The sequence below is a fragment of the Kitasatospora sp. NPDC034533 genome (genome assembly GCF_055575155.1).
Map to the genome: position 1 here is coordinate 1 of NZ_JBVITE010000053.1, position 23,959 is coordinate 23,959.

Genomic DNA, 23,959 nt, shown 5'->3' on the forward strand with positions numbered 1-23,959 from the left:
ACGCCCCAGAGCACACAACAACACCCCCCCCCCCCCCCCCCCCCCCCCCCCTCTCCCCCCCCCCCCCCCCCCTCCCCCCCCCCCCCCCCCCCCCCCCCACCAGGCTAGGGGGTGCTCAGGTCCTCCGAGGCCTCACGCCACCGAGGGCAGCGGCGGCTCGACCGCCAGCGGCTCGGTGGAGCGGGCCCGGTGCTGGGCCGCCCAGGCGACCAGGGCCACCGTGCAGGCGTGGTCCAGATGGCGCAGCCCGGACCAGTCGAGTTCCACCGGCCGGTCCCCCGGCAGCCGTTCAAGGGTGTCCAGCAGCCGGGGAAGCCGCAGGAAGGTGGCGTTGCCGCTCAGCCGGACCCGGTGCAGCGGCTGCCCGGTCGGCCGCACCTGCTCCTCCACCGTGATCTGGAGCTGCGAGGTCTGCCAGGCCGACTTGGCCACCGCCAGGCCGACGCCGATCAGCACCCCGTCGAACAGGTCGGTGGCGATGACCGCGCCCGCCGTCACCACCAGCACCACCGCCTCGCCCAGGTGCCCGCGGCAGAGCGCGACGACCCGGCGCAGCGGCACCAGCTTGGCCCCGGCGTGCACCAGCACCGCGGCCAGCGCGGTGAGCGGGACGAGCCCGAGCGCGCCGGGCAGCAGCGCGGTGAACAGCAGCAGCCAGCCGCCGTGCAGGACGCGTGAGGCCCTGGTGCGCGCCCCGGCCTGGACGTTGGTGGCGCTGCGCACGATCACGGCGGTCATCGGCAGCGCGCCGAGCAGTCCGCAGACGGCGTTGCCGATGCCCTGGGCGGTGAGCTCGCGGTCGTAGTCGGTGCGCGGGCCGTGGTGCATCCGGTCGACGGCGGCGGCGCTGAACAGCGTCTCGGCGGAGGCGATCAGGGTGAAGGCGACGAGCGTGCCGAGGCCGGCGGTGCCGACCAGCTCGGCCAGAGCGTCCCGCTCGGGCAGCCGCACCACGTCGAGCAGTCCGGCCACGTGGATCCGGGCCACCGGCAGGTCGGCGGCGGCGGTGACGGCGGCGGCCACGCCGACGGCGGCCAGCGGGGCGGGCAGGGCGCGGGCGACGCGGTCCGGCAGGTGTTTCCAGGCGATCAGGATCAGCAGGGTGCCGAGGCCGAGGGCGACGGCGCTCGGGTTCGCCGCGGCGGTCAGCACGTCCCGCAGCAGGGCGGGCAGGCCGGCGATCTTCTCCGGTCCGGTGGCGGGGGCGCGGCGGTCGGCGAGGGTGTAGAGCTGGCCGAACACCAGGGTCAGTCCGATGCCGGCCAGCATGCCGTGCACCACCGAGGCGGACATGGCCCGGAACCAGCGACCGAGCCGCAGGGCGCCCATCGCCAGCTGGAGCAGGCCGGTGCCGAGCACCAGCAGGCCGAGCGCGCCGACGCCGAAGCGCTGGACGGCGTCGGCGACCAGGACGGTCAGCCCGGCGGCGGGCCCGCTGACCTGGAGGCTGCTGCCGGGCAGCAGTCCGGTCACCAGGCCGCCGACGATGCCGGTGACCAGACCGAGTTCGGCCGGGACGCCGGAGGCGACGGCCACTCCGACGCACAGGGGGAGGGCGACCAGGAACACCACCAGCGAGGCCGGCAGGTCGTGGCGCCAGGGGACGGCGCGCAGCGCGGCGGCCGGGGTGCGCGGCCGGCCCGGCGGGCCGGGTTCGCGCAGGCGGCCCGGCGGGCTGTCGCTCCGGTGCGGTGGCGGGTTCACCCGGTCACCGCCAGGGACCGGGTAGAGCGGGAGCAGCGCATGGGGACGTTCCTTCCGCGCGCCGGCCGCAGCGGGCGCGCCGTTGCACGGGTGGGGAGCGGAGAAGGGGGGCGGGACCGCCGGAGCGCGGCGGCCTCGGTACGGCCGCGGGTCCGGTCGGACCTGAGCGCGGCGGCGGGTGTCGGGTCGGTGCGGCCGGGGGGTGCGTCCCTCGCTCGGAAACGGCGGACCGGGCGCGCCGGCCCTGGGCGGGCCGGCTCCGGTGCTCCCCCGGGCCCCGGACGGCCCCGAACCCCCTGCCGCGGCCTCAGTCGGACGTCACGGGCCCGGCGTGCCACCGACGGTACCCAGGGCCGCGGGGCAGCCCCACCCGGGGCACCGTCCCTTCACCGGCACTGCACACCGGCTGCGCTTTCCGGCCCGGAGCGTCCGCTTCCCCTGGCACACCAGCGCGAGCATCGTCCTGGCGTGCGACTCGGAGCCCTCCGGCACCCCGCCGGAGCTTCCACATCCTGTTGAAGTCCCCTTGACGCCCCACCGAACCCCGCCCTACTTTGTTTCCGCATACAGAAACCGCTCTTCCGTATGGTGGAATTCGGGAGATGAGCCCTCCGAGCCACTGCGGGCCGACGCAGGAGAGATCCGATGCCCCGTATGACAGCCGCCCGCGCGGCCGTGGAGATCCTCAAGCTCGAAGGCGTCGACGTCGCGTTCGGCGTGCCGGGCGCGGCCATCAACCCCTTCTACGCCGCGCTCAAGGCCTCCGGGGGGATCAGCCACACCCTGGCCCGGCACGTCGAGGGCGCCTCCCACATGGCCGAGGGCTACACCCGCGCCGCGGCCGGCAACATCGGGGTCTGCATCGGCACCTCCGGCCCGGCCGGCACCGACATGATCACCGGCCTGTACTCGGCGATCGCCGACTCCGTCCCGATCCTCTGCATCACCGGGCAGGCCCCCGTCGCCCGGCTGCACAAGGAGGACTTCCAGGCCGTCGACATCGCCTCGATCGCCCGGCCCGTCACCAAGGCCGCCACCACCGTGCTGGAGGCCGCGCAGGTGCCCGGGGTGTTCCAGCAGGCCTTCCACCTGATGCGCTCCGGCCGCCCCGGCCCCGTCCTGATCGACCTGCCGATCGACGTCCAGCTGACCGAGATCGACTTCGACCCGGAGGCCTACCAGCCGCTCCCGGTCTACAAGCCGGCCGCCAACCGCACCCAGATCGAGAAGGCCCTCGCCCTGCTCCAGGCCTCCGAGCGCCCGCTGATCGTCGCGGGCGGCGGCGTGATCAACGCCGACGCCTCCGACCTGCTGCTGGAGTTCGCCGAGCTCACCGGCGTCCCGGTGGTCCCGACCCTGATGGGCTGGGGCACCGTCCCGGACGACCACCCGCTGAACACCGGCCTGGTCGGCCTCCAGACCTCCCACCGCTACGGCAACGAGACCTTCCTCGCCTCCGACTTCGTCCTCGGCATCGGCAACCGCTGGGCCAACCGCCACACCGGCGGCCTGGACGTCTACACCGCGGGCCGCACCTTCGTCCACGTCGACGTCGAACCCACCCAGCTCGGCCGGATCTTCGCCCCGGACCTCGGCATCGCCTCCGACGCCCGGGCCGCGCTGGAGCTGTTCGTCGAGGTGGCGCGCGAGCTGCGGGAGGCCGGCACGCTCAAGGACCGCACCGCCTGGGCCGCCACCGCCCAGGAGCGCAGGGCCCGGCTCCAGCGCCGCACCCACTTCGACGACGTGCCGCTCAAACCGCAGCGGGTGTACGAGGAGATGAACCGGGCCTTCGGTCCGGAGACCCGCTACGTCACCACCATCGGCCTGTCCCAGATCGCCGGCGCCCAGCTGCTGCACGTCTACCGGCCCCGGCACTGGATCAACTGCGGCCAGGCCGGCCCGCTCGGCTGGACCGTCCCGGCCGCGCTGGGCGTCGCCACCGCCGACCCCGGGGGCCAGGTCGTCGCCCTGTCCGGCGACTACGACTTCCAGTTCATGATCGAGGAGCTGGCCGTCGGCGCCCAGCACCGCATCCCGTACGTCCACGTGCTGGTGAACAACTCCTACCTAGGGCTGATCCGCCAGGCGCAGCGCAACTTCGACATCGACTTCCAGGTCAAGCTGGAGTTCGAGAACATCAACGCGCCGGAGCTGGGCGTCTACGGCGTGGACCACGTCAAGGTCGTCGAGGGCCTGGGCTGCAAGGCGATCCGGGTCACCGAGCCGGAGGGCCTGCTGCCCGCCTTCGAGGAGGCCAAGAAGCTGGCCGCCGAGTTCCGCGTCCCGGTGGTGGTCGAGGCGATCCTGGAGCGGGTCACCAACATCTCGATGAGCGGCAGCGACATCGACAAGGTCAACGAGTTCGAGGAGTTGGCCACCCTGCCCGAGCACGCCCCGACGGCGATCAGGCCGCTGACCGCCTGACCGGTCGCACGCTCCGGGCGTGCGGGGGCGGACGAGCCGCTCCGCGCGCCCCCGCACGCCCGGGACACCGGCACGCCGAGCCGGGGCGGCCGGCTCGCGGACGCTACCGTGGCCCCGGAAGAGGCCCGGCCCGACGACACTCCGAGAGGACCACCACCGTGAGCCTGTACGACATCCCGCTGCGCACCCTGGCCGGCGAGCCCGCCTCGCTGGCCGACCACAAGGGGAAGGCGCTGCTGATCGTCAACGTCGCCTCCCAGTGCGGCCTGACCCCGCAGTACGAGGGCCTGGAGCGGCTCCAGCAGCGGTACGCCGGGCGCGGGTTCACCGTGCTGGGCTTCCCCTGCAACCAGTTCGCCGGGCAGGAGCCGGGCACCGCGGAGGAGATCCGCGCCTTCTGCTCCACCACCTACGGCGTGACCTTCCCCCTGTTCGAGAAGATCGACGTCAACGGGGAGGACCGGCACCCGCTGTACGCCCGGCTGACCGAGGTCGCCGACGCGCAGGGCCAGGCCGGGGACGTCTCCTGGAACTTCGAGAAGTTCCTGATCTCCCCGGACGGCACCGTCGCCGCCCGTCTGCGCCCGCCGGTCGACCCGGAGTCGGCCGAGCTCGTGGCGGCGATCGAGGCCGTGCTGCCCGCCTGAGCACGGTCGTGGCGACGGCCCGGGGCCCCGGCTCCGGGCCGTCGCCGTGCACCGCCCCGGGCCCGCTCCGGCCCTCCCCGGGCTGTTGCGGACATGCCGAGCGCGCCCCTACCGTGTGTGCCCCGTCGATCCACTCCCCACGGAAGGCCCACCTCGATGTTCCGTCAAGTCCGAACAGCGGCACGAGCGCTGCTGGCGGCCGGCCTGCTCGTCACCGGCACGCTCGCCGGTGCCCCGCCGGCGGCGGCCGCGGCGGCGCCGACGGCGCTGCCCGCGTCCGACTACACCCTCACCGCGGACTACCACAAGTTCGACGCACTCGACTCGGCGCTCGTCGGCACGCTCGGGACCTCGGCCGTGCACACGGTGATGGAGAACGCGAACCACGACCGGCAGGCGCTCCCCTCGTCCTTCTCCGTCGCCGGGCTGTCCACCGGCTTCCGGTTCGACGACGGCGACAACTCCGACTGCCGCAACGTCCCCCAGGGCATCACGACGACCCGTGACGCCGTGGGCACGGCGAACAGCGGCAACTACGACGGCCACCAGCTCGTGCTGGTGAGCTGGTACACCACGGACGCCTGCGGCGGCGCCCACCAGCGCAGCCGGATCACCCTGGTCGACTGGGACGCCACGTACCCCAACACCTACCGCAAGGTCCTCCTGGTGGAGCCGACCGGCACCCCGGACGCGCCGGACTTCAAGGACATCCCGATCCACGCCGGCGGCGTCTCCTGGTACGGCGACTACCTCTACGTGGCCGACACGGGGCGCGGCATGCGGGTCTTCGACATGCGCAAGATCCTCAACACCGACACCGGCGGCACCGCCGACCAGATCGGCCGCCAGTCCGGGTCCGTCTACTACGCCCACAACTACGCCTACGTGCTGCCCCAGGTGGGCACCATCACGGCGCAGACGACCTCCGCCGACAAACTGGTGTGGTCGTCGATCTCCCTCGACCGGGTCAGCAAGTCGATCGTGATGACGGAGTACACCTGCCAGTCGGGCTGCGCCGACTACCCCAACCGCCCGCCGAGGGCCGTCCGCTTCCCGTTCGCCTCCGGAGCGACGACGTTCGACGCGACGACGACCGCCAGCCAGGCCCTCCAACTGCCCTGGTACAACCTCAACGGCGTGGCCTCGCACAACGGCCGGTGGTGGTTCAACTCCTCGGCGCAGAAGAAGCTCTCCTACTGGACCCCGACCGCCGGCCCCGCCACCTTCGCCTGGGTGGGCGGCGGCGAGAGCCTCTCCTACTGGGAGGACGCCACCGGGCCCGACCTGCTGTGGTCGCTCCAGGAGACCACGGGCGCGCGCAACGTCTTCGCGGTCACCCAGGCCACCTACGGCGGCGGCTGAGCACCACCGCGGACGCCGGGCCCACAGCCCGGTGCCGCCGCGGTGAGCACGGTCACGGCGCCCCGGTCCCCGGCCGGGGCGCCGTCCTCGCCGAGTGCGCCGGTCACGACAGCAACAGCCGTGTCCCCGGCGGCAGTTCACCCGCCCGGGCGGCGTCGCGCAGATGCGCCAGCAGGGTGGTGCGCAGCGCCTCCGCCGCGCGGGTGAGCGGCACCTCGTGGCCGTGCGCGACGGCGATGGTGCGGCCCAGCCCCGGCCCGGCGAAGGCGGTCACCGCGAGGCCGGAGCGGGCGGCCACCATGCCGGGGACGATCGCGGGCCCGATCCCGGCCCGGACGAAGCCCAGCACCGCGTCCATCTCCCCGCCCTCCACCGCGAACTCCGGCTCGAACCCGGCCGCCCGGCAGGCCGCGAGCGCCGCCTCGCGCACGTCGTAGCCCTCGCGGAACATCACCAGCGGCCGGCCCTTCAGCTCCGCCACCCGGACCCTGCGCCGCGTCTGCCGCTCGGCCTCGACCAGCACCAGCTCCTCGTGCAGCAGCTCGGTGACCGCGAGCGCCGGCGACTGCTCGCCGCCCGGCCGGGTGATGATCAGCGCGAGGTCCAGCTCCCCCGCCGCCAGCCAGCCCACCAGGTCGCGCGAGCCGCCCTCGCGGACCGCCAGCGCCACCCCCGGGTAGCGGTCCCGGAACACCCGCAGCACGTCCGGCACCAGGCTGGTGCACAGGCTCGGCGGCGCGCCCAGCCGCACCCGGCCGCGGCGCAGCTGCACCGTCTCCTGCACCGCCAGCCGGGCGCTCTCGGTGTCCGCGAGGATGCGCCGGGCCAGCGGCAGCAGGGCGTCCCCGGCGTCGGTGAGCGCGATGTTCCCCCGGGTGCGGTGGAACAGCTCGGCCCCCAACTCCCGCTCCAGCGAACGGATCTGCTGCGAGAGTGACGGCTGGGCGACGTGTGCCGCCTCGGCCGCCCGGGTGAAGTGCCGGGTCTCGGCCACGGCCAGGAAGTAGCGGAGTTGCTGGAGCTGCACAGGGCCAGGATAGGCCCCGTCGATAGCCGACACCTATCGTGATGAGCCGCATCATGTCTTGGACGTACCCAAGGCGCCTTCCCTACCGTTGCAGCCATGACAACCGCGACACGGACGGGCCGGCATCCGTCCACCCTGGCGACCCTGTGGCGGTCGACCGTCGGCAAGAAGGCGGTCATGGCCGTCACCGGGCTGGCCATGCTGCTCTACCTGGTCGCGCACATGCTCGGGAACCTGAAGGTGTTCTTCGGCCCGGACGACATCAACGGCTACGCGGCCTGGCTGCGCACCATCGGCCGGCCCTTCCTGGGCCACGAGTGGTTCCTCTGGATCGCCCGGGTCGGCCTGCTGGCCGCCGTCGTGCTGCACGGCGTCTGCGCGTACCAGCTCAGCCGCCGCGACCTCGCGGCCCGCCCCAGCAAGTACGCGCACCGGCGCCGCCGGGCGAGCTACGCGACCAGGACCATGCGCTGGGGCGGGGTGATCCTGGCGCTGTTCGTCGTCTGGCACATCCTCGACCTCACCACGCTGACCGTGAACCCGGGCACCGATCACAGCCAGACGTACCAGAACATCGTGGCCTCCTTCGGCCGCTGGTACGTCGACGTGTTCTACGTCCTCGCGATGCTGGCCCTCGGCCTGCACATCCGGCACGGGTTCTGGAGCGCCGCGCAGACCCTCGGTGCCAACAACGCCCGCCGGGACCGGGCCCTCAAGCTGACCGCCAACGGCCTGGCGCTGGTGCTGACGGCCGGCTTCCTGTCCGTCCCCGTGGCCGTGATGACCGGAGTGGTGAAGTGAGCAGCACGTACCTCGACTACACCGTCGGCGCGCCCGTCGCCGACACCAAGGCCCCGGCCGGGCCGATCGAACAGCGCTGGGACCAGCGGCGGTTCGACGCCAAGCTGGTCAACCCGGCCAACCGGCGCAAGCACACCGTGATCGTGGTCGGCACCGGGCTGGCCGGCGGCGCGGCCGGCGCCACCCTGGCCGAACAGGGCTACCACGTCGTCCAGTTCTGCTTCCAGGACTCCCCCCGGCGGGCCCACTCGATCGCCGCCCAGGGCGGCATCAACGCGGCCAAGAACTACCGCAACGACGGCGACTCGATCCGCCGGCTGTTCTACGACACCGTCAAGGGCGGCGACTTCCGCGCCCGCGAGTCCAACGTGCACCGGCTGGCCCAGGTGTCGGTGGAGATCATCGACCAGTGCGTGGCCCAGGGCGTCCCGTTCGCCCGCGAGTACGGCGGCCTGCTGGACACCCGGTCCTTCGGCGGGGTGCAGGTCTCCCGGACGTTCTACGCCCGCGGCCAGACCGGCCAGCAGCTGCTGCTCGGCGCCTACCAGGCGCTGTCCCGGCAGATCGCGGCCGGGAACGTGGAGCTGCACCCGCGCACCGAGATGCTGGACCTGCTGGTGGTCGACGGCCGGGCCCGCGGCATCGTCGCCCGCGACCTGGTCACCGGCGAGATCCGCTCCTACACCGCGGACGCCGTGGTGCTCGCCAGCGGCGGCTACGGCAACGTGTTCTACCTCTCCACCAACGCCAAGAACTCCAACGCCACCGCGATCTGGCGGGCGCACCGGCGCGGCGCCTACTTCGCCAACCCGTGCTTCACCCAGATCCACCCGACCTGCATCCCGCGCTCGGGCGACCACCAGTCCAAGCTCACCCTGATGAGCGAGTCGCTGCGCAACGACGGCCGGATCTGGGTGCCCAAGGCGAAGGGCGACGACCGGCCGCCGGAGCGGATCCCGGAGGACGAGCGGGACTACTACCTGGAGCGGATCTACCCCTCCTTCGGCAACCTGGTGCCGCGCGACATCGCCTCCCGGGCCGCCAAGAACGTCTGCGACGAGGGCCGCGGCGTCGGCCCCGGCGGCCAGGGCGTCTACCTGGACTTCGCCGACGCCATCCGCCGGATGGGCCGCGAGGCCGTCGAGGCCAAGTACGGCAACCTCTTCGAGATGTACGAGCGGATCACCGCCGAGGACCCGTACCGGGTGCCGATGCGGATCTACCCGGCGATCCACTACACGATGGGCGGGCTGTGGGTCGACTACGACCTCCAGACCACCGTCCCGGGCCTGTTCGCGATCGGCGAGGCCAACTTCTCCGACCACGGCGCCAACCGGCTGGGCGCCAGCGCGCTGATGCAGGGCCTGGCCGACGGCTACTTCGTCCTGCCGCCCACCATCAACGACTACCTGGCCCGCCACCCGCTGCCCGCGGTGCCCGCCGACCACCCGGTGATCGCCGAGGTGGAGGCCGAGGTCGAGGACCGGCTCAACCTGATCCTCGCGGTGGACGGCGACCGCACCCCGGACTCCTTCCACCGCGAGCTCGGCGAACTGCTCTGGGACGAGTGCGGCATGGCCCGCGACGCGGCCGGTCTCAAGCGGGCGCTGGAGCGCATCCCGGCGCTGCGCGAGGAGTTCTGGCGCCGGATCAAGGTGCCCGGCACCGGCCAGGAGCTCAACCAGTCGCTGGAGAAGGCCAACCGGCTGGTCGACTACTTCGAGCTGGCCGAGCTGATGTGCCTGGACGCGCTGCACCGCGCCGAGTCCTGCGGCGGCCACTTCCGCACCGAGAGCCAGACCCCCGACGGCGAGGCCGCCCGCCGCGACGAGGAGTTCTCCTACGCCGCCGCCTGGGAGTTCACCGGCACCGGCGCGGCACCCGTCCTCCACCGCGAGGACCTCGCCTTCGAGTACGTCCACCCCACCCAGCGGAGCTACGCATGAACCTCACCCTGCGCATCTGGCGCCAGGCGGGCCCGGACGCACCCGGCTCGATGACCACCTACCAGGTCAGCGGCATCAGCCCGGACATGTCCTTCCTGGAGATGCTGGACACCCTCAACGAGGAGCTGATCACCCGCGGCGACCAGCCCGTCGCCTTCGACCACGACTGCCGCGAGGGTATCTGCGGCGCCTGCGGCATGGTCATCAACGGCCAGGCCCACGGCCCCGAGCGGACCACCACCTGCCAGCTCCACATGCGGCACTTCCAGGACGGCGACACCATCGACGTCGAGCCCTGGCGGGCGGCGGCGTTCCCGGTGGTCAAGGACCTGGTGGTGGACCGCTCGGCCTTCGACCGGATCATCGGCTCCGGCGGCTACATCACCGCCCCCACCGGCAGCGCCCCCGAGGCCCACGCCACGCCCGTCCCCAAGGAGGTGGCCGACACCGCGTTCGAGCACGCCGAGTGCATCGGCTGCGGCGCCTGCGTGGCGGCCTGCCCGAACGGCTCGGCGATGCTCTTCACCTCGGCCAAGGTGGTGCACCTCAACGTGCTGCCGCAGGGCGCGCCCGAACGCGCCGCCCGGGTGCGGAACATGGTCTCGGCGATGGACGCCGAGGGCTTCGGCGGCTGCACCAACACCGGCGAGTGCGCCACCGCCTGCCCCAAGGGCATCCCGCTGCCCAGCATCGCGGCGATGAACCGGGAGTTCCTGCGGGCCGCCCGCGGCTGACGGCTCCCGACGGACGGTCGGCCCCCTCGCTCCGGTGCTCGGGCGAGGGGGCCGACGCCGTCGGCTCCGCGCGGGGCGCACGGCGGCGCTTCGCACTACCCGTACGGGTGGTGGATCGCCGGCGGCGGTGCTCCCCGACGGGGATTCGCGCTACGGTGGTGCTCCGCTACGGAAGGACGGCATATGCCCCAGGTTCAGTCCTGTTCCGGGTGCGGCGGCTCCGGGGGGACGGAGAAGACCGAGGCCACGGTCGAACTCGACGAGGAAGGAAGCATGGTGCCCAGGGTCCACACCTACTGGTCGCCCTGCGGTCGGTGCCACGGATCGGGGACGGTGATCATCGGATGAGGTTCATCTTCGAGTGCGTCGAGTGCGGTGGGCACTACCTGCCGCCCGAGGAGATGACGTACCCGGACGGGCCGGCCTCCCCGGTCTGGTGCACGGCCTGCCAGCGCGCCATGCGCGCCGCCGGTGTGCAGGAGGACCCGCTGCTCGCCCGTGTCGCGCTGGCCGCGGCCCGGGCGGCGCTGGCCGGGCGCGCCGCCGAGGCGGCCGAGGCCTCCGAGCGGACGGCGCGCTCCGACGTCCGCCCGTCGCGGCCACCGCGCTCCCGCCGGGCCCGGTCCGGCCCCGGCGGGGTGCGCAGCAAGCTGGGCTGACCGCCGGAGTCCGGGCGTCCCGGCCTGCTGCCGGACGGACGGGAGCAGCGGGCCGAGCGTGCTCCTGGCCTTCGCGCCGCCGGGGCGATCGGTCGGCGCCCGGGTCAGCTCGTGCCGGATGCCCTGCTCGGCTTCACAACAGCCGCCTGGGGCCGGGCAGTTCGGCGGTGTGGAGGTGGCCACCCGGCGAACGGCCCGGGCCGAACCGGCCCGTACGCCGCGCGCGTGCGGGCCGGGGCCCGTCCGTGCGGCCGGAGGGCGGGCCGCCGTCAGAACAGCGCCTCCTGGGTGTCCGGCTCCGGCGGGCGCACGCGCTCCTGCAGGGTCAGGCCCTCACAGCCGCGGCCGGTGACCGGGCTGAGCGTCCAGCCGGTGAGCAGCCGGGTGTCCAGCAGCAGCGGGCCGGAGCCGTCCGCCTGGTCGAGGAAGAGGTGCCGGCCCACCGGCGGCCTCAGCCGCCCGGCGACCACCGCGCCGTCGGCCAGCCCGGTGATCTCCCGGTAGGCCTCCGGGGCGCCGCCGGCCAGGCCGTAGCGCTCGACGTGGTCGACCACCGGACGGTCGGAGAGCAGCTCCAGGGCGTGGCCGTCCAGCAGCCGGTGCGCCTGGGCGCGGGCCTCGGTGAGCACCGTACGGCGGTACGGGGCGTCTCCGTGCGACCACCACTGCTCCGTCTTGAGCCGGGACTTGTACCGTTCGCGGGCCAATCCCGAGGCGGCGACGGTGAGTTCGGCGCGGCGGACGGCCGGCAGGCCGCCGCGGGCGGTGAACGCGTAGGCCAGCGCTCCCTGTTCGAGCAGTCGGCTGTCACCGCGCTGCTCGGCTGTCAGGCCGACCTTGAGCAGGCCCTCGCCGAACCAGGCGAGGTAGAGCAGGTAGGTGCGGCCGTCGTCGAGGATCTGGTCCCGGGCGAGGGCCAGGCCCCGGTCCACGCTCTGGCACGCCGGGCACTGCGTCGCCCCGGCGGCCGGATCGATCACCGCCTGGTGCGGGCAGGGCGTGCGCTCCGTCGCCCCGGCCAGCCACGCCCCGACGCAGCGGCGCGGGCCGCCCAGCAGCCAGCCCACCTCCGTGCCCGGCGTGACGGCGCGCTCGTGCACCTGGGCGCCACGTGCGGCGCCGAGCACGGCTCTGCCGTCCTGCCAGCTCAGGCCGGTGGAGATCCAGCCGCCGGGCTGGGGGTGCTGCGGGGGGATCGTCACGTCGCTCCTTGCCGTCGGTGACCGTCGAGACTACCCGGCCCCGCCGACGGCGCGGGCCGCCCCGGCGAGATCTCCTGGGACCTGCGCTGTCGTGGTCCACCCGTCCGACCACCGTCGAGGGTCACCGCCGCCGCGGCCACCCCCGCCGGGCCCGCCGGGCCCGCCGCGAACGGTCCGGCCTCCAAGCCGCCCCCAGGGGGCGGGGTCATACCTGAGGAGGAGAAGGCCCCCCGCCACACCGCCGGGTCGGCGGGGGACGGCCGTCCGCGTGGCATACACGTCGCATTCGAACGTTTTGGAATGATGGATCGGAGTCAGACATTCCGTCCACCCGTTCGAGGAGTCCACGTGACGTTCCCCGCAACCGCCGTCCACACCGGTCGTGCGGCCGCCCGAGCCACCAGCCTGAACAAGGTCTACGGGGAGGGGGAGACCCGCGTCGTCGCCCTCGACAACGTCACCGTCACCTTCCCGCAGGGAGAGTTCACCGCGATCATGGGCCCCTCCGGCTCCGGCAAGTCGACCCTGATGCACTGCATGGCCGGCCTCGACACCGTCACCTCCGGCTCCTCCACCATCGGCGACACCGAACTCGTCGGCCTCAAGGACAAGCAGCTCACCCAGCTGCGCCGCGACCACATCGGCTTCATCTTCCAGGCCTTCAACCTGCTCCCCACGCTGACCGCCCTGGAGAACATCACCCTCCCGATGGACATAGCCGGCCGCAAGCCCGACAAGGCCTGGCTGGACCGCGTCGTCGACACCGTCGGCCTGTCCGGCCGCCTCAGCCACCGCCCCTCCCAGCTCTCCGGCGGCCAGCAGCAGCGCGTCGCCTGCGCCCGCGCCCTCGCGGCCAAGCCCGACATCATCTTCGCCGACGAGCCCACCGGGAACCTCGACTCCCGCTCCGGCGCCGAGATCCTCTCCTTCCTGCGCAACTCGGTGCGCGAGCTCGGCCAGACCGTCGTCATGGTCACCCACGACCCGGTCGCCGCCTCCTACGCCGACCGCGTCGTCTTCCTCGCCGACGGCCGCATCGTCGACGAGCTCCTCCAGCCCACCGCCGACACCGTCCTGGACCGCATGCGCCGCTTCGACGCCAAGGGCCGCACCAGCTGACCGCCCTGACGCCGAACCGCCACCCGTCCCCCGAGTACCCCCAGGACTGACACCCCCTCATGTTCCGCACCGCACTGCGCAATGTGCTCGCCCACAAGGGCCGGCTGCTGATGACGGTACTGGCCGTCATGCTCGGCACCGCCTTCGTGGCCGGCACCCTGGTCTTCTCCGACACCCTCGGCAACGCGCTCAGGACCCAGAACTCCAAGAGCTACACCGACATCGCCGTCACGGTCAGCGACAGCGAGGCCGCCAACCGCAGCTACGACCAGGGCGACCGGGCCGTCGACAGCCCGACGCTCACCGAGGAGACCCGCACGAAGGTCGCCGCGCTGCCCGGCGCCGCCGAGGTCCGCGGCGTGGTCAGCGGCTTCGCCGGCATCGCCGACAAGAAGGGCGCGCTGATCGGCAACGGCTTCTCCACCACCGGCACCAACTACGTGCCGGGCGCCGACGGCACCGACCCGCGCTACCCGCTGGTCGAGGGCCGCGGCCCGAAGGACGCCACCGAGGTCGTGCTGGACGCCAAGACCGCCGACAAGGGCGGCTTCAAGGTCGGCGACACCGTCCGGGTCGCCGTCAACGGCCCGGTGATGAACCTCAAGCTCACCGGCACCGTGCACACCAACGACCCCCGCGTGGTCGCCGGCGGCTCGCTGGCCGCCTTCGACACCGCCACCGCCCAGCGCCTCTACCTCACCCCGGGCCGCTTCGCCGAGCTGGACGTCAAGGCCAAGCCGGGCACCGACGACGCCGCGCTGCTCGCCGCCGTCAAGCAGGCCGCCCCGCAGGGCGACAACATCGAGGCCAAGACCGGCCGCGAGCTCGCCGACGAGCAGGACCGGATGATCAAGCAGGGCACCCGGGTGCTGAGCACCTTCCTGCTGGGCTTCGCGGGGATCGCGCTGTTCGTCGGCATCTTCATCATCGCCAACACCTTCACCATGCTGGTCGCCCAGCGCACCAAGGAGCTGGCCCTGCTGCGCGCCATCGGCGCCACCCGCCGCCAGATCACCCGCTCGGTGCAGATCGAGGCGCTGCTGGTCGGCCTGACCGCCTCGGTGACCGGCCTGCTGGCCGGCATCGGCATCGCCGCCGGGCTCAAGTCGCTGCTCAACGGCCCGATGGACGCCAACCTGCCGGACGGTCCGCTGATCGTCGGCCCGAGCACGGTGATCACCGCCCTGGCCGTCGGCGTGCTGGTGACGGTGCTCGCCGCCTGGCTGCCCGCCCGCCGGGCCTCCCGGATCGCCCCGGTGGCGGCGATGAGCGCGGTCGAGCAGCCCGCCACCCAGAAGAGCCTGCGGGTCCGCAACACCATCGGCCTGCTGTTCTCCGCCGCCGGTGCCGCCTCGCTGCTGGCCGGCGTGTCCGGCAAGGAGGTCAAGCTGGTCGGCCTCGGCTCCGGCGCGCTGCTGATCGGCGTGTTCGTCCTGACCCCGCTGCTCTCCCGCCCGCTGATCGCGCTGATCGCCCCGCTGCTGCGCACCGTGTACGGCGCCGCCGGCAAGCTGGCCCAGGAGAACGCGGTCCGCAACCCGCGCCGCACCGCCGCCACCGCCTCGGCGCTGACCATCGGCGTCACCCTGATCACCTCGCTGACCGTGATCGGCGCCTCGGTGAACCAGGCCGTGGACAAGCTCACCGCGACCGACCTCAAGGCCGACTACACGGTCACGATGCAGAACTTCTCGTCGCTCTCCCCCGAGGTCGCCACCCAGATCGCCAAGGCGCCCGGCGTCAGCGCGATCAGCGCCGAGCTCGGCGTCCCGGTGAAGGTCGGGGCGAACGGCGAGGACAGCGAGTGGCTGACCGCGATGGACGCCGCCACCATCGACCGGGTGGCCACCGTCAAGGTCACCGAGGGCTCGGCCGACGCCCTCAAGCAGGGCAAGCTGCTGGTGGGCTCGGGCCGCGCCGAGCACGGCGGCTACAAGCTCGGCGACACCCTCGCCGTGACCTACCCGGACGGTGCCAAGGGCACGCTGACCGTCGGCGGCATCCTGGACTCCAGCAGCCTGCTGCCCGCGATGGTCGCCCCCGAGTCCGTGGTCGGCCCGCACGCGCTGCCCGGCTCCGGCCCGGAGAAGGTCCTGGTCAAGGGCGTCGACGGCGCGACCCCGGAGCTGAAGCAGGCGCTGCGCGACGCGACCGGCGGCAACCCGCTGATCGCGGTCAAGGGCGCCAAGGAGATCAAGGCGGAGAACCGCTCGATGATCACCGGGATCCTGAACATGATGTACGGCCTGCTCGGCATGTCCGTGGTGATCGCCGTGCTCGGTGTGGTCAACACCATGGCGATGTCGGTGTTCGAGCGCCGCCGGGAGATCGGCATGCTGCGGGCGGTCGGCCTCGACCGGCTCGGCATCCGCCGGATGGTCCGGCTGGAGTCGCTGCTGATCGCCCTGTTCGGCGGGCTGGTGGGTGTCGGCCTCGGCATCCTGGCCGCCTGGGCGGCCGTGCGCACGATGGCGGACAACCTGAAGGGCATCACCACGGTGGTGCCGCCGGTGCAGACCGCCTGCTACCTGCTCGCGGCCGCCGTGATCGGCCTGCTGGCCGCGCTCTGGCCGGCCTACCGGGCGTCCAAGCTGGACATCCTCGGCGCGATCAAGAGCCAGTAGTCCGGCAGCGGGACACCAGGAGCCCCCGGGCGGTTCGAAGGAACCGGCCGGGGGCTCCGGCATGCCATCGGTGGACGTCGGCCGGCCGGCGCCCGACGGACGCACAGCGGGGCTCCGTGCCGGAGCCGCCCGTCGCCGGCCGACGCGGCGCGTCACTGCTTGGGGAACAACACGCCCTGGCTGATGGGCTGGAGGGTGCCCGTGGTCAGCCCCGCCGCGGAGACCGGCAGAGGAATGGTGAGGGGCTTGCCGTCCAGGCCGAGCACCGTGGTGTTCAGCGGCTTGGTCCCGTCCGGCGGGGTGAGCTGGAGCCCGAAGAGCACGTGGCAGGTCGGGTTGCCCTTGTCGCAGGAGGCCCACTTGAGGCCGGAGAAGGCGGTCGTGCCCTTCTTGAGGGTGACCAGGACGGGCGGTCCGGGGTGCGCCACGCGCTTGACGGCCACCTTCTCGGGGCTGCCGTCGGAGAGGAGGCCCACGAAGCCCGGGTAGCCCTCGACGGTGCAGGTGCGGCTGCCCTTGTTCGTCAGCATCACCATCGCGGAACCGGCGTCCTGGATCTGGACGGTGGCGGCGAGTTCGTCGGCCCGGCACCGCTCGTCGGCCTTCGGCGTGGCCGCGGGCGCGCTGCGCGCCGCTCCGGGGGCGGCGGCCGTCACGGACGTGGTCGGTTGTGCCCAGGCTCCCGTGCCGTTGCACACGGTGAGCAGAACGGCGGCGATCGTCGCGGGACCGGCGGTGAGCAGCCGGGTGGATCTGCGGCCCTTCATGTTCTCTCCATGGGTATGCGGAGGTAGCGAGACTGTGCAGCTCCCAGCATGGTGGCGGCCCGGACGGGCTGCCACCCGAACGGCCGCCGTCGACGGAGCGTGAGGAGCGCCCCCACACACGACGGCGCCCCGCCCGGTGCAGTGCCGGGCGGGGCGCCGTGGTGGAACGGCCGGTCAGGCGGCGGGCTTGGCGGCCACCGGCTTGGCGGGCTTGGTCCGGCCGCCGCCGAGGACGTTGAAGAACACCGCCAGCGTCGGGATCAGGTAGAGCAGCCAGACCACCAGCTGAAGCACCGTCGGGTCCGGCTGGAAGTTGAACACGCCCTTCAGCAGGGTGCCGTACCAGCTGTCCTTGGGGATGGTGCTGGAGATGTCGAAGGCCGTGCTGTGCAGGCCGGGCAGCCAGCCTGCCTCCTGGAGGTCGTGCACGCCGTAGGCGAGGACGCCGGCCGCGACCACGACCAGCATCGCGCCGGTCCAGGTGAAGAACTTGGCCAGGTTGATCTTCAGCGCGCCCCGGTAGAACAACCAGCCGAGCACCACGGAGGTGAGCAGGCCGAGCGCGGCGCCGATCAGCGGGTTCCAGCCGTCGTCGGTGGCCTGCACGGCCGACCAGATGAACAGCGCGGTCTCCAGGCCCTCGCGGCCGACGGCCAGGAAGGAGGTGACCACCAGCGCGGTGGTGCCCATCGCGATCGCCGCGTCCAGCTTGCCGTGCAGCTCGGTCTTCAGGTGCCGGGCGGTGCGCCGCATCCAGAAGACCATCCAGGTCACCAGGCCGACCGAGATGATCGACAGCGAGCCGCCGAGCGCCTCCTGGGCCTCGAAGGTGAGCTGCGAGGAGCCGAACTGGAGCACCGCGCCGAAGGCCATGGAGAGCGCCACGGCCGAGCCGACGCCGATCCACACCGGCGGCAGCTTGTCCGTGCGGCCGGTCTTGACCAGATAGGCGATCAGGATGCAGACGACCAGGCTGGCTTCGAGGCCTTCGCGCAGGCCGATCAGGTAGTTGCCGAACACGCGGGCTCCTGGGGGGTGTAGAGGTGGTACGAGGAGGCGGGCGGGAGGTCAGCCGAACAGGGCCTGGCCCCACCACTCCCCCGGCTTGCGCACGCCCGCCGGGCAGGCGAAGTGGGCGGAGCCGACGTGCTGGATGTACTCGTTGAGCTTGTCGCTCGCCGCGAGCTTCTGCTGGAGCGGGACGAAGGCCTTGCGGGTGTCGCGCTGGTAGGCGAGGAAGAACAGCCCCGCGTCCAGGCGGCCGAGGCCGTCGGTGCCGTCGGTGAAGGAGAAGCCGCGGCGCAGGATCATCAGGCCGTTGTTGGCGTCCGGGTGGGCGAGCGCGACGTGCGCGGTCGCGGGCATCGCCGCGAGGTCCGGCGCGTCGTGCTCCTTGGCCTTGCCGTACGGGGCGCCCTCGCCCTTGGTGCGGCCGAAGGTGTCCTCCTGGTCCTTGAGCGAGGCACGGTCCCAGGTCTCGATGTGCATCCGGATGCGCCGGGCGACGAGGTAGGAGCCACCGGTCATCCACTCCGGGCCGTCGCCGGGGGCGACCCAGACGTGGTCGGCCAGCTTGTCGGTGTCGGTGCCCGCGATGTTGTGGGTGCCGTCCTTGAAGCCCATCAGGTTGCGCGGGGTCTGCTCGTCCGGGGTGGTCGAGGAGGTCTTGCCGAAACCGAGCTGCGACCAGCGGATGTTGACGGTGCCCATGCCGATGCGGGCCAGGTTGCGGATCGCGTGCACGGCGACCTGCGGGTCGTCGGCGCAGGCCTGGACGCAGATGTCGCCGCCGCTGCGGGCCGGGTCGAGCTTGTCGCCCTTGAAGTTCGGCAGGTCGATCAGGGCCTCGGGGCGCTTGGCCAGGAGGCCGAAGCGGTCCACGCCATCCTTCTCGAACAGGCTCGGGCCGAAGCCGATGGTCAGGGTGAGCCGGGAGGCGGGCAGGCCCAGGGCCTCGCCGGTGTCGTCCGGCGGCGCCTCCGCCGAGCCGGGCACCGCGCCCGTGCCGACCTCACGGCCGCCGGTCATCGCGGCGGCCGCCTTGGTCCACTCCTTGAGCAGCTTGACCAGGGACTCCCTGGTGGCCTTCTCGGAGACGTCGAAGGCGGCGAAGTGCAGGCGGTCCTGGACCGGGGTGGAGATGCCCGCCTGGTGGTCGCCGTAGAACGGCACCTCGGCGCCGGCTCGGGTGGCGGTCACCGGTGCGGTGTCGTCCTGCCGGCTCGCCGCGGCGACCGAACCGACGGCGGCGGCGCCGAGCGCCACCCCCGCGCCGGCCCAGCCCATGACGGCGCGGCGGCTGACCGCGCCCTTGGTCGCGGTGGCGCCGGCGGTCGGCGTCCCGTTCTGCTGCTCGTTCTCCGCGTCCATCGGTGGGCGGGCCCTTCTCCTGTGCCGGACTTCTCTGCTGTGCCGGACGTCTGTGCGCTGACCCACGGAGGCCGTGGCGCCCGGATCACGGGCGGCCACGGCGTCGGTGGGGTACTTCGGGTGGCGGTGGGGCCGGTTACTTGACGACCACGGCGGCGGCCAGCTTCGACAGCGGCTCGCCCAGCGAGTTGACCGCGTCGGAGAAGGTCTTGCGCTCGGCCTCGGTGACCTTGTCGTAGGAGGTGAAGGTGCCGTCGGCCTGCTTGTACTTCGCCAGCAGGGCGTTGATCTCGGCGAACTCGGAGTCCAGCGTCCTGGCCAGCTCCGGGTCCTTCTCGGAGGCGACCGGCTTCAGCAGCTCGTAGGCCTTCTGCGCGCCCTCGACGTTGGCGTGGAAGTCGGCCAGGTCGGTGTGGCTGTAGCGGTCCTCCTCACCGGTGATCTTGTTGGTGGCGACCTCGTCCAGCAGTTCCTTGGCGCCGTTGGCCATGCCGGTCGCGGTGATCTCGGCCTCGGGGATCCTCTTCTGCCAGTCCTTGAGGTCGGCGACGAGCCGGTCGGCGAGCTTCTTCTCGTCGTCACCGATCTTGGCGTCGGCCCAGAGCGACTTCTCCAGCTTGTGCCAGCCGGTCCACTCCTGGCCGGGCTCCAGCTTGTCCTCGCGGGTGTCGGTCTTCGGGTCGACGTCGCCGAAGCTCTCGGCGACCGGCTCGGTGCGCTCCCAGCCGGTGCGCGAGGGCGCGAACAGCGACTTGGCCTTCTCCAGGTCGTCGGCCTTGATCGCGGCGGCGAAGGCCTCGACGGCCGGGACGGTCGCGTCGGCCTGCTCCTGGGCGTACGCGCGGTAGGCGTCGACGGCCGCGGCCAGGCGCGGGTCGGCGGCCGCGGCGCTGCCGCCCTCGCCGGTGACGGTGATCTTCTGGCGGATGCCGTTGCCGACCATGCCGGGCTTGCAGGCGATCTCGTACGAGCCGGCCTTGATCTCGGCGTTGATGCTGGCCTTGGTGCCGGGGCCGATGTTCTCGCGCTCGGTGACGATCTTGTCGCCGTCGCCGTAGACGTAGACCTCGGTGGTCTTGGAGCCCTTGTTGCTGATGTCCAGCACCACGTGCCCGGCCGGGAAGCTGGTCTTGGAGACCTCGCAGGCGGTGTCGGTCGCGTTGACCTTCACCGCGTCGGAGGCGGCCGCCTTGTCGTCCTTCTTGGACGCGCAGCCGGCCAGGGCTGCGGTCGCCACGGCGAGGGTGAGCAGCGCGGCTGTGGTGGAACGGCGACGGGCGGACATGCGGGCTCCAACGGAAAAGGGCATGGGTGTGCCAAGGCGGTGCGGCCGGCCGGGGACCAGCAGACCATCATTAGCTAAGGCATACCTTACGTAAAGACGGTTTTCCGTCTACACCCGCCCCCTCAACCGTTACCTCTCCGGCGTCCGGCGGGCCGCGGCCCGCGCCGTCCAGCGGCCCTCGTGGCGGCTGATCCGGATCGGGTGGCCGAAGGTCTCGCTGATCAGCGCGGTGGTCATCACCTCGTCCACCGGCCCGGCCGCGACGCACTCGCCGCCGCGCAGCAGCAGGGCGTGGGTGGTGCTCTCGGGCAGCTCCTCCAGGTGGTGGGTGACGAGCACGCTGGCCAGCTCCGGGTGCTGGTGGCGCAGCAGGTCGAGGCTGTCCAGCAGCAGCTCCCGGGCGGTCAGGTCCAGCCCGGTGGCGGGTTCGTCGAGCAGCAGCAGACGGGGGCTGGGCATCAGCGCGCGGGCGATCAGGGCCCGGCCGCGCTCGCCCTGGGAGAGGGTGGTCCAGGCGGCCTCGGCCATCGCGCGCATGCCGAGCGTGTCGATCAGCCGCTCGGCCCGCTCCAGCGCCTCCGGCGCGGGCTTGCGGTGGAACTCCGGCTCGATGGTGTTGGTGTGCCCGGTGAGCACCACCTCGCGCACGGTCAGCGGGGAGCGCAGCGGGTGGCGCGGGTTGACGTGTCCGAGGTGGGCGCGCAGCTCGCGGATGTCAACCCGGCCGAGCCGGCGGCCGAGCACGTCGACCTCGCCCCGGGTGGGGTGGGAGACCGCGCCGAGCAGCGACAGCAGGGTGGACTTGCCCGCGCCGTTGGGGCCGAGCAGCGCCCAGTGCTCGCCGGGCCGGATCTCCAGGGTGATTCCGCGCAGCAGGTGGCGGCCGTCGCGCACGACGTCCACGTCCCGGGTGCGCAGCAGCGGCCCGTCGAAGTCGGGGGCGGACGTGTTCATGGGACTCCGATCGCGGCTCCGGGCAGGGTGCGGGCGGGGCGCCGCACCGGACGGGCCGGCGCCGTCCGTCCGCGTGCAGAGTACAACCGTCGGCCGGGTCCGGGTCGGGCCGTCCGAGGGGTGGACTCAAGCAGCGGCCGGGCGCCCCAACGGAGTTGGCGGTCTCAGAGCGCCAGGAGGCCCGCGTCGGTGGGGCGCAGGCCGCAGGCGTCGAGGTAGAAGGGGCGCAGGTGGGGTTCGAAGTCCACGTGCAGCCAGGCGCAGCCGGCCGCGCGGGCGCCGTCGGCGGCCTCGGCGACCAGCCGGGTGGCGACGCCTCGGCGGCGGGAGTCCGGGGAGACCACGGTGTCGAGCAGGAACGCGTGGACGCCACCGTCCCAGGCCAGGTTGACGAAGCCGACCAGGGCGCCGTCGGCGGCTCGGCGGGCGGTGACCCAGCCGAGGCTGTGCCGCTCCAGGCGGGCGCGCCGGCCGCCGGGCCCGCCGGGGTGGCCGAAGCCCTCGGCGTGCAGGGCGTCGAGTTCGGGGTCGTCGAGCGGGCCGCGCCACAGGTAGTCGATCGTCACGACGGCACTGTAGAGGGCTTGTTAACTTCCGATCATTTTTTTATTGACCAAGGACACGACTTGGCAAAGTTATGACCTTTCCTCTGGCTCTGTCTGACTGAACTCCGTCAATCTCGGTCGCAGCTCCTTTCCCTGCACCGCTACCCCCACTGGAGTCAGCGTGACCCCCACCCCCTCCTCCCGCCGTGCCCGCACGGCCGGAGCCGTCGCCCTCGTCGCCGCCCTCGCCGGCGCCACCGTCCCGGCCGCCACGGCCTCCGCCGCCTCCGGCGCCCCGGGTGCTCGCGAGGGCGCGATAGCCCAGGCCCGCGCCAACGTCACCCGCAACGCGGGGGTGTTCGGCTTCGGCGCCGGCCAGGACCTCGTGCTCAAGGACGTCGTGCTGGACGCCGACGGTGCCTCGCACGTCCGCTTCGACCGCACCTTCCAGGGCCTGCCGGTGGTCGGCGGCGACCTGGTCGTCCACCAGGACGCCAGGGGCAGGCTCAAGGACTCCTCCCGCGCGGCCGCCCACGACGCCGCCGTGAAGTCCACCGTCCCGAAGGTGCCCGCGCAGTCCGGCGCGGCCGGCGCGCTGTCCGCCGCCCCGGGCGTCCAGGACGCCGTGAGCACCCCGGAGCTGGTCGTCTGGGCCGCCGACGGCACGCCCCGGCTGGCCTGGCGCACCACCGTCGAGGGCACCGGCCCACACGGCGAGCCGGCCGGCAGGGTGGTCGTCACCGACGCCACCACCGGCGCGCCGATCGAGTCCTACGACGCCGAGCACCAGGCGGCCGGCACCGGCAACTCCGAGTACACCGGCACGGTCACCCTCGACACCACCGCCAGGTCCGGCGGCGGCTACACCCTGACCGACCCGGTCCGCGGCCACGTCACCAAGGACGCCAACAACGCCTCCGCGAGCTCGCTCAAGGCCACCTCCGGCACCGCGTTCACCAGCACCACCAACGTCTGGGGCGACGGGAGGAAGTTCTCCTCCGACCGCTCCACCGCCGCCGTCGACGCCCACGCCAACACCGCCTGGACGTACGACTACTACAAGAACGTCCACGGCCGCAACGGCATCAAGAACGACGGCAAGGGCGCCACCGTCTTCGTGCACGTCGGCACCAGGTGGGACAACGCCCAGTGGTCCGACAGCTGCTTCTGCATGATGACCGGCGACGGTGACGGCACCACCGACCCGGAGCAGGTGGACCTCGACACCATGGGCCACGAGATGACCCACGGCGTCACCAGCGCCACCGCCAACCTGCGCTACAGCGGCGAGTCCGGCGGCCTCAACGAGTCCACCAGCGACATCTTCGGCACCATGGTCGAGTTCTACGCCGGCAACGGCATCGACCAGGGCGACTACCTGTTCAGCGACCAGTCCACCCCGCCGTGGCTGCGCCGCTTCGACAAGCCCTCGCTGGACGGACGCTCCGCCGACTGCTGGAGCAGTTCGGTCGGCGGCCTGGACGTGCACTACTCCTCGGGCGTCGGCAACCACTGGTTCTACCTGGCCAGTGAGGGCAGCGGCAGCAAGACGATCAACGGCGTCACCTACAACAGCCCGACCTGCAACGGCTCCGCGGTCGCCGGCATCGGCAACGACAAGGTCGCCAGGATCTGGTACCGCGCGCTGACCGTCTACATGACCTCCACCACCAACTACAAGGGCGCCCGCGCCGCCTCGCTCAACGCGGCCCGCGACCTGTACGGCGCCGGCAGCACCGAGTACAACGCGGTCGCGGCGGCCTGGAGCGCGGTCGGCGTCGGCTGA

Annotated in this window: 19 protein-coding genes; 10 read left to right on the forward strand and 9 right to left on the reverse strand. The window is 72.9% G+C overall.

The annotated features are described in order from the left end of the window. Positions 1-132: 132 nt before the first annotated feature. Positions 133-1,614 (reverse strand): SulP family inorganic anion transporter, encoded by a 1,482-nt coding sequence (locus tag ACZ55U_RS29115; RefSeq protein WP_465530783.1) that lies wholly within the window; start codon positions 1,612-1,614, stop codon positions 133-135. Between the two features lie 735 nt (positions 1,615-2,349). On the opposite strand from ACZ55U_RS29115, the gene gcl reads away from it, so the two are divergent. The 3 genes from gcl (at position 2,350) to ACZ55U_RS29130 (ending at position 6,140) form a co-directional block, all read left to right on the forward strand. Beyond that, positions 2,350-4,131: a glyoxylate carboligase gene (gene gcl / locus ACZ55U_RS29120; RefSeq protein WP_465530669.1), complete on the forward strand. Its 1,782-nt coding sequence runs from the start codon at positions 2,350-2,352 to the stop codon at positions 4,129-4,131. A gap of 158 nt (positions 4,132-4,289) precedes the next feature. Further along, positions 4,290-4,778 (forward strand): glutathione peroxidase, encoded by a 489-nt coding sequence (locus ACZ55U_RS29125; RefSeq protein WP_465530671.1) that lies wholly within the window; start codon positions 4,290-4,292, stop codon positions 4,776-4,778. Between the two features lie 156 nt (positions 4,779-4,934). Continuing rightward, entirely contained in the window at positions 4,935-6,140 is a 1,206-nt protein-coding gene (locus ACZ55U_RS29130; RefSeq protein ID WP_465530673.1) for a hypothetical protein, read from the forward strand. Between the two features lie 103 nt (positions 6,141-6,243). Here the strand turns inward: ACZ55U_RS29130 and ACZ55U_RS29135 are convergent, their stop codons facing one another. Beyond that, the gene (locus ACZ55U_RS29135) at positions 6,244-7,167 is read right to left on the reverse strand and encodes a LysR family transcriptional regulator (RefSeq protein WP_465530675.1); all 924 of its coding nucleotides are present in this window, start codon (positions 7,165-7,167) and stop codon (positions 6,244-6,246) included. Positions 7,168-7,263: 96 nt separating this feature from the next. Here ACZ55U_RS29135 and ACZ55U_RS29140 point away from each other — a divergent pair, with 96 nt between their 5' ends. The 4 genes from ACZ55U_RS29140 to ACZ55U_RS29155 all read left to right on the forward strand — a co-directional run bounded on the left by ACZ55U_RS29140 (position 7,264) and on the right by ACZ55U_RS29155 (position 11,307). Then, positions 7,264-7,968, forward strand: a complete 705-nt coding sequence (locus tag ACZ55U_RS29140; RefSeq protein WP_465530677.1) for a succinate dehydrogenase cytochrome b subunit — start codon at positions 7,264-7,266, stop codon at positions 7,966-7,968. Next, a complete protein-coding gene (locus ACZ55U_RS29145; protein ID WP_465530679.1) occupies positions 7,965-9,914 on the forward strand; it encodes a fumarate reductase/succinate dehydrogenase flavoprotein subunit in 1,950 nt (649 codons plus the stop codon). The genes ACZ55U_RS29140 and ACZ55U_RS29145 overlap by 4 nt, the downstream gene beginning before the upstream one ends. After that, complete coding sequence (locus tag ACZ55U_RS29150; RefSeq protein ID WP_392871609.1) at positions 9,911-10,648, forward strand: succinate dehydrogenase/fumarate reductase iron-sulfur subunit; 738 nt, start codon at positions 9,911-9,913, stop codon at positions 10,646-10,648. The genes ACZ55U_RS29145 and ACZ55U_RS29150 overlap by 4 nt, the downstream gene beginning before the upstream one ends. A 344-nt stretch (positions 10,649-10,992) precedes the next feature. Next, a complete protein-coding gene (locus tag ACZ55U_RS29155; protein WP_465530681.1) occupies positions 10,993-11,307 on the forward strand; it encodes a hypothetical protein in 315 nt (104 codons plus the stop codon). Positions 11,308-11,576: 269 nt separating this feature from the next. Here the strand turns inward: ACZ55U_RS29155 and ACZ55U_RS29160 are convergent, their stop codons facing one another. Continuing rightward, the gene (locus ACZ55U_RS29160; RefSeq protein ID WP_465530683.1) at positions 11,577-12,509 is read right to left on the reverse strand and encodes a DUF2797 domain-containing protein; all 933 of its coding nucleotides are present in this window, start codon (positions 12,507-12,509) and stop codon (positions 11,577-11,579) included. Positions 12,510-12,812: 303 nt separating this feature from the next. Between ACZ55U_RS29160 and ACZ55U_RS29165 the strand changes: the two genes are divergently transcribed. Together ACZ55U_RS29165 and ACZ55U_RS29170 are read left to right on the forward strand one after the other, a co-directional pair. Beyond that, complete coding sequence (locus ACZ55U_RS29165; protein ID WP_465530785.1) at positions 12,813-13,628, forward strand: ABC transporter ATP-binding protein; 816 nt, start codon at positions 12,813-12,815, stop codon at positions 13,626-13,628. A 59-nt stretch (positions 13,629-13,687) separates the two neighbouring features. Further along, positions 13,688-16,252: an ABC transporter permease gene (locus tag ACZ55U_RS29170; protein WP_465530685.1), complete on the forward strand. Its 2,565-nt coding sequence runs from the start codon at positions 13,688-13,690 to the stop codon at positions 16,250-16,252. 152 nt (positions 16,253-16,404) lie between these two features. Here ACZ55U_RS29170 and ACZ55U_RS29175 read toward each other — a convergent pair whose 3' ends face one another. The 6 genes from ACZ55U_RS29175 to ACZ55U_RS29200 form a co-directional block, all read right to left on the reverse strand. Next, entirely contained in the window at positions 16,405-17,019 is a 615-nt protein-coding gene (locus tag ACZ55U_RS29175; protein ID WP_465530687.1) for a DUF4232 domain-containing protein, read from the reverse strand. Positions 17,020-17,193: 174 nt separating this feature from the next. Next, positions 17,194-18,039 (reverse strand): iron uptake transporter permease EfeU, encoded by an 846-nt coding sequence (efeU, locus tag ACZ55U_RS29180; protein ID WP_465530689.1) that lies wholly within the window; start codon positions 18,037-18,039, stop codon positions 17,194-17,196. 48 nt (positions 18,040-18,087) lie between these two features. Next, positions 18,088-19,389 (reverse strand): iron uptake transporter deferrochelatase/peroxidase subunit, encoded by a 1,302-nt coding sequence (efeB, locus tag ACZ55U_RS29185; protein ID WP_465530691.1) that lies wholly within the window; start codon positions 19,387-19,389, stop codon positions 18,088-18,090. A gap of 136 nt (positions 19,390-19,525) precedes the next feature. After that, on the reverse strand, positions 19,526-20,674 hold the full coding sequence (gene efeO / locus ACZ55U_RS29190) for an iron uptake system protein EfeO (RefSeq protein ID WP_465530693.1): 1,149 nt from the start codon (positions 20,672-20,674) through the stop codon (positions 19,526-19,528). 129 nt (positions 20,675-20,803) lie between these two features. Continuing rightward, positions 20,804-21,628 carry an ABC transporter ATP-binding protein gene (locus ACZ55U_RS29195; RefSeq protein WP_465530695.1) on the reverse strand — a complete coding sequence of 275 codons (825 nt, stop codon included), beginning with the start codon at positions 21,626-21,628 and terminating at the stop codon, positions 20,804-20,806. 164 nt (positions 21,629-21,792) lie between these two features. Continuing rightward, on the reverse strand, positions 21,793-22,194 hold the full coding sequence (locus tag ACZ55U_RS29200) for a GNAT family N-acetyltransferase (protein WP_465530697.1): 402 nt from the start codon (positions 22,192-22,194) through the stop codon (positions 21,793-21,795). 160 nt (positions 22,195-22,354) lie between these two features. On the opposite strand from ACZ55U_RS29200, the gene ACZ55U_RS29205 reads away from it, so the two are divergent. Then, positions 22,355-23,959 (forward strand): M4 family metallopeptidase, encoded by a 1,605-nt coding sequence (locus ACZ55U_RS29205; protein ID WP_465530699.1) that lies wholly within the window; start codon positions 22,355-22,357, stop codon positions 23,957-23,959.